Origin of the sequence: Hyella patelloides LEGE 07179 (assembly GCF_900659865.1) — a bacterium.
Lineage (GTDB): Bacteria > Cyanobacteriota > Cyanobacteriia > Cyanobacteriales > Xenococcaceae > Hyella > Hyella patelloides.
On sequence record NZ_LR214113.1, the window covers coordinates 1 to 6,042 of the forward strand.

5 protein-coding genes are annotated in these 6,042 nt (G+C 38.2%); all 5 read left to right on the plus strand.

The annotated features are described in order from the left end of the window. The first annotated feature begins 245 nt into the window (after positions 1 to 245). The 5 genes from H1P_RS30065 (at position 246) to H1P_RS30085 (ending at position 5,926) form a co-directional block, all read left to right on the plus strand. Positions 246 to 581, plus strand: a complete 336-nt coding sequence (locus H1P_RS30065; RefSeq protein WP_144874675.1) for an ABC transporter ATP-binding protein — start codon at positions 246 to 248, stop codon at positions 579 to 581. Positions 582 to 1,217: 636 nt separating this feature from the next. Then, a complete protein-coding gene (locus H1P_RS30070) occupies positions 1,218 to 2,666 on the plus strand; it encodes an NAD(P)/FAD-dependent oxidoreductase (protein ID WP_144874677.1) in 1,449 nt (482 codons plus the stop codon). 23 nt (positions 2,667 to 2,689) lie between these two features. Then, positions 2,690 to 3,751, plus strand: a complete 1,062-nt coding sequence (locus H1P_RS30075; RefSeq protein WP_144874679.1) for a glycosyltransferase family 2 protein — start codon at positions 2,690 to 2,692, stop codon at positions 3,749 to 3,751. Between the two features lie 3 nt (positions 3,752 to 3,754). Next, positions 3,755 to 4,981, plus strand: coding sequence for a glycosyltransferase family 4 protein (locus tag H1P_RS30080; protein WP_144874681.1), 1,227 nt, complete (start codon positions 3,755 to 3,757; stop codon positions 4,979 to 4,981). 24 nt (positions 4,982 to 5,005) lie between these two features. After that, positions 5,006 to 5,926, plus strand: coding sequence for a glycosyltransferase family 2 protein (locus H1P_RS30085; protein WP_144874683.1), 921 nt, complete (start codon positions 5,006 to 5,008; stop codon positions 5,924 to 5,926). Positions 5,927 to 6,042: the final 116 nt, after the last annotated feature.

Consider the following 6,042-nt stretch of genomic DNA (forward strand, 5'->3'; position numbering starts at 1 on the left):
TTTTTTTTCTTCAAAATTAGAATTGCTGCAATTTATTGCTTTTAATTTACAGAAAAACAACATCACCCTCTCCGTCACTTCGTCACCCCTGCTTCTCTGCTCCTGATGTTCATGAGAATTTTCTCACAAAAGATTCATGCAGATTTAATCAAAAAGCAATAGCTTGAGTAACCTAAAAGTATTGTAGTAACCAATAACACAAATCTTGTTTTCAAGTTGATAACAGATGTTGCCATTATGAGATTATGAAAGAATCCGCTTTTCAAAAACTACAAAAATCAAATACATTAAGTAAAGCACTGCCTGGGCTACGGCGGGTATTCCCAGAATTTTGGCCACAGATTCGTCAACAAAAACTGTTATTAAGTGTTTATTGTATAGGGCTAATTGTGGAACTTGTAGCGCAACTTGTACGTCTCTGGTCTTTAAAGTTTATTTTTGATTATGTCATTTTACACGATACTGACGCGCTTGCTTTAGAGTTCCCGATGTTGGCAGATGCCAATCAAATGGTGCTGCTATTAATATTTTCTCTAGGCATTGTTAGAGTTTCGAGATTAAGGGATGTACATTATTTGTAATTTTTTGATAAAGATACTGTTTTGCTCTTTATTTTGGCTCTTTCTTTCTACTATCATTAAACCTAAATAAATTTTTATCAGTAAATTTACTGACAAATAAAGTACGTAACTAAAAATCTTCAGGGAAAGACAAGGTTAATTCACAAAGACAATATAGTTTTATCTGGCCATTTTACCAAGGAAACTGATCTCAACTCTAGTTAGGTATATGGAGGTATCGATAAAAAAAATGTTATAACAAGCTTTTTTTAGTGTAGAACTGGATAATTATTTTCCGCCATAAGTTAAGAGCGATCTTCTTTCAAACTAATCTTATCTTCTTACATCTATACTACCGTATAATTTGTGTCAAACATCATTAGAGTATATGTAATCAAAGCAATAGTAATATGCCAATAGATTTAATTCAAAAAGATCCCAAGCTATTTACTAGAATATTTACCAGAAAGAATGATAAATATTTAGTATAAATAATGTTTTAAAGTATTGTTCGATCTAAATTATCAGAAGATTTGTATATTGATTAGATTTTACCGACCGCTATATTTGCCAGAAACATAATTCTGTGAAATGTGCGATCGCCCCACGAAAAAACTGTTACGTATAAACTCAACCAAATAAGGTAAATTACAATTTATGGATACGGTAGTTATCGGTGGTGGTCCAGCAGGTCTAACCGCAGCTTATGAATTAAGCAAACAGGGAAAGAAGTCAATTGTGTTTGAGAAAGCAGACAGAGTTGGTGGCATATCTCGAACAGAAACTTACAAAGGCTATCGCTTTGATATCGGTGGTCATCGCTTCTTTACTAAGGTAGGCGAAGTGGAGCAGCTTTGGCAAGAAGTAATGGGAGATGAATTTATTAAAGTTCCTCGCCTCTCAAGGATATACTACAAAAACAGATTTTTTAGCTATCCCCTAGAGCCTTACAACGCTCTATCTAATTTGGGTTTTATTAACAGTACCCTCATTATGTGGAGCTATTTTAAAGCTAAAGTTCAACCCCATCCTGTAGAAGAAAATTTTGAACAGTGGGTTTCTAATCGCTTTGGTAAGCGTCTCTACGAAACTTTCTTCAAAACCTACACTGAGAAAGTTTGGGGTATACCCTGCACAGAAATTAGAGCAGATTGGGCAGCCCAACGCATCAAGGGTCTATCTCTCAAAAAAGCGATTATTAACGCCGTATTTGGTAGCAACAATACCAAAACCTTGATTAAAGAATTCAACTATCCTGTATTCGGCCCAGGACAAATGTGGGAGCGTTTTCAACAAATATTAGACAGCAAAGGTTCTCCAGTCCATCTCAATACAGAAGTGATTGAAGTCAAACGGGAAGACTATCGTGTCAACAGTGTAACCATTAAGCAAAACGGACAAACCGAAGAGGTATCGGGAGAAAACTTTGTTTCCAGTATGCCCGTGTCTCTGCTATTGAAAAAGATGAACCCTGCACCACCAGCAGAAGTTTTAGAAGCAGCAAACGGTTTAAAATATCGCGACTTTTTAATTGTTACTCTGGTGGTCGACCAGGCAGAATTATTTCCTGATAACTGGATTTATATTCACAGTCCTCAATTCAGAGTCGGTAGAATTCAAAACTTCAAAAACTGGAGTAAAGCTATGGTTCCAGACCAGAGTAAAACTTGTCTGGGTATGGAATACTTCTGTAATGAAAATGGTAAATTGTGGCAAATGACCAATGAGGAGTTAGTCAAGTTAGCCAGCAGAGAAGTCAAGGAGTTGGGATTAGTCGATAGTGACGTAAACATTGAGGATGGTACAGTAATTCGTCAGTATAAAGCTTATCCAGTATATGACGATACCTACAAAAATAATGTAGAGATTATCAGAAAATACATCCAAAAATTTGAAAACTTACAAACAGTTGGTCGTAATGGGATGCACCGTTACAACAACAGCGACCACTCGATGTTAACTGGGTTATTAGCTGCGAAAAATATCCTTGGGGAGAAGCATAATTTGTGGAATGTTAATGTGGAACGTTCTTACCACGAAGAATTTACTAATAGTAACAAAGCTTATTCCAATCTCAAAAATCAAAAATTCGTCGTATCAAAATAAATCAAAAGTAAAGACTAAAGCTCATGAATATTCCTCAGGTAACGATTGTCGTTGTTCCCCGTGAGCGTTTTAGCTATACTTGTGAATCTTTAGAGAGTATCTATCACAACACCGAATTACCTTTTAAGTTAATCTATGTAGATGGCAACTCTCCTAAGCATATTCAAAAGTATTTAGACGCTCAGGCTCAAGAAAGAAACTTTGAATTAATTAGAACTGATTATTATCTTTATCCCAATCAGGCACGAAACTTGGGTTTAGCAAAAGTGGACACCAAGTATCTTGTATTTGCTGATAACGATATTGTAGTACAACCTGGTTGGCTTAAAGCCCTAGTATACTGTGCAGATACTACTGATGCTGCGGTTGTCGGACCTTTAATGTGTCAACACGAACCCATACACGAAGAAGTTCACTGTGCAGGGGGTGAGTCTCGGATTGTTGTGGACATTAAAGGTAGAAAGCGGATGCGAGAAAAAATGTATAAACAGGGGCATTCGGCAACTAAAGTAAAATCACAAATGCAGCGTAGCCAAACAGAGCTATGTGAATTTCACTGTATGTTAGTACGCACTGGCATCTTTAAGGAATTAGGAAATCTTGACGAACAGATGCTTAATACCAAAGAACACATCGATTTTTGCATGGATGTGATGCAAGCAGGTTATCAAGTCTACTACGAGCCAGACAGTTTAGTAACCTATGTACCCGCAGTACCCCTGAAATGGAGCGATCTTCACTACTATATGTTGCGCTGGAGTAATGATTGGGAAACCAAAAGCCTCAATCGTCTGCGAGAGAAATGGAATTTAGCCGAAGATAGCTATTTTAAGCAAAAGCACAAAGCATTGGGTTGGAGACGCAGAGACACTATCTTGTCTCCCATAGTAGAAAAATTAACTCTGGGTATCAACAATCGTCTGTTGCAAAAATTGGTGATGTTTGGTTTGCTTGCTCCAGCGGAAACAACTCTCAATCACTACTTGACCTATCGCCACGAACAAGCAGAAAAGCAGCGAAATCGGCATCAGCTTGGTTATTCGGTAGAAACGGAGCAAAGCCAACAAAAACTCATTAATCACTAATTTATGAAAGTTCTTCTGATTCACGATATTGGTACGGCAACAGGAGGAGCAGAGTTACAGATGCTTTCTTTGCGCCAAGGTTTGCGTGATTTGGGTCATGATGTCAGGTTGTTTTCTAGTCAGGCTACTCCAGTGAGAAATAGTGAGTTACTTGCAGACTACAGTTGTTTTGGCACAAATAGCTTACTACAAGTATGTTCCCAAACAATCAATCCTAGTGCTTATTGGAGGTTAAAAGCCGTCCTCAAGAAGTTTCAACCTGATGTGGTTCATGTCAGGATGTTTATGTGGCAACTTTCTCCGTTAATTTTGCCCTTATTGAAAGACATTCCCTGTATTTATCAAACCGCAGTCTACAAAGCTATTTGTCCCATAGGAACTAAAGTTTTACCTGATGGTAGCGAATGCCAATATAACCCAGGAAAAGCCTGTCTGAGTAATGGATGTCTAACTCCCCAGACTTGGGCAGTACTAATGGTGCAGCAAAAACTTTGGGAATACTGGCGGGATGCTTTTGATGTGGTAGTTGCTTTAAGTAAAGGGATGAAAAGCAAATTGAAAGAAGCGGGAATCAAACCCGTAGAAGTAGTGTATAACGGTGTACCAGTTAGAAAACAAAACTCCCCTCTCAAAGAAACCCCCACAGTAGTTTATGCTGGTCGTCTAGTACCAGAAAAAGGAGTCGATGTCTTACTTCAAGCCTTTGCCAAAGCTAGAGCTACAATTGCTGAGTCTCGGCTTTTAATTGCTGGAGATGGCGTAGAAAAAGCCAACTTACAAACTCTAAGCCACGATTTAGGAATTGCTGATGCTGTAACCTGGTTGGGTTATCTGCCTCAAGAAGCAATGGAACAGCATTTTGAGGGGTCTTGGGTACAGGTAGTACCGTCTCAATGGGCAGAGCCTTTTGGGAATGTGACCACTGAAGCTATGATGCGAGGGACGGCGGTAATTGCTAGTGCAGTAGGAGCGCAGCCCGAGATTGTGGCAAATGGTAAGACTGGCTTTTTAGTAAATCCCGAAGATGTTTCGGCTTTAGCCAGTAACCTGACTTCGTTATTATCTAATCGTCAATTAGCAACCACAATGGGTCAAAAAGGACGAGATCGCGCCTTGAATAAGTTTAGTGAAGACAAGCGCAATCAAAAATTTTTAAGAATATACAAACAGTTACAAGCTAAATATCAACCTTCTAACTCTTTAATTCAGAAGCTAAAAATGGAAGCATAAACAGAATAGTCAGTGAACCGAATTATGAGTGAAATATTGTTATCTATTATTATTCCTAGTTATAATCGTCCTCAGCTTTTACCCCTTGCTGTCAAGAGTGCTTTAGCACAAACTATAGAAAATTTTGAAGTAATTGTAGTTGATGATTGTTCTCCTCAACCAGTTAGTTTACCAGAACACCCTCGTTTAAGAGTTATCCGATTAGAGAGAAATCAAGGAGGAGCGGCAGCCAGAAACATCGGGATTAATGCTGCTAAAGGTCATTGGATTACTTTTTTGGATGATGACGATCGATTATTACCCAACATGGCAGAAGTATCTTTACAAGCACTGCAAGAAACGAATAGTTTACCTCAACCAGTAGCAGTAATTTCAGGTATTGAAGTTGTGGAACAAGGCGATCGCATAATCCAAACTCGCATTCCTCCCACTTTAGCAAAAGGTTCTCATTTTGGTTTAGAAGAGATTGCTTCATCTCAGTCTTTTTTTACCAAACAAACCCTAGTAGCAGAAAAAGAGGTATTACTCTCAATTGGTGGTTTTGATGAATCTTTTGCCTCTCGAATTCATACAGATTTATTTTTGAGACTCAATTTGGTGTGTTCCATTATCGGAATTCCCCAAGTTACCTACAGGCTATACGAACATCAGGAGTTTCGTGTTTCTACCGACCCGATGCGCCGTCAGGTAAGCTTCAATCGTTTGGTAGCCAAACATCAAGCTATTTATCAAGCACATCCTCGAATGTTTGCTGACTCTATTTTCAACCAAGCAATTATGTCTTACAAAATTGGACAAATCAAAGCTGCTGCCAAAAATTTAGCTTGGGCAATGAAAATAGATCCTCTTCACACCATAGCTTGTTTGGGTTCACCCTATAAAAAAGCTTTACTCAAAATATTTGCCCGACTAAATCATAGCTACAGATCTAAATCGAATGCCTGATCTAATGTCAGTTTCTCTGCAAAATACAGTTCCAGGAACTCTACCCAATCTAATTCCCGTATTTCTCACAAATCAAGTTGAAAGACGATTTTGAACCTTGAAAATTGAAGATTTTT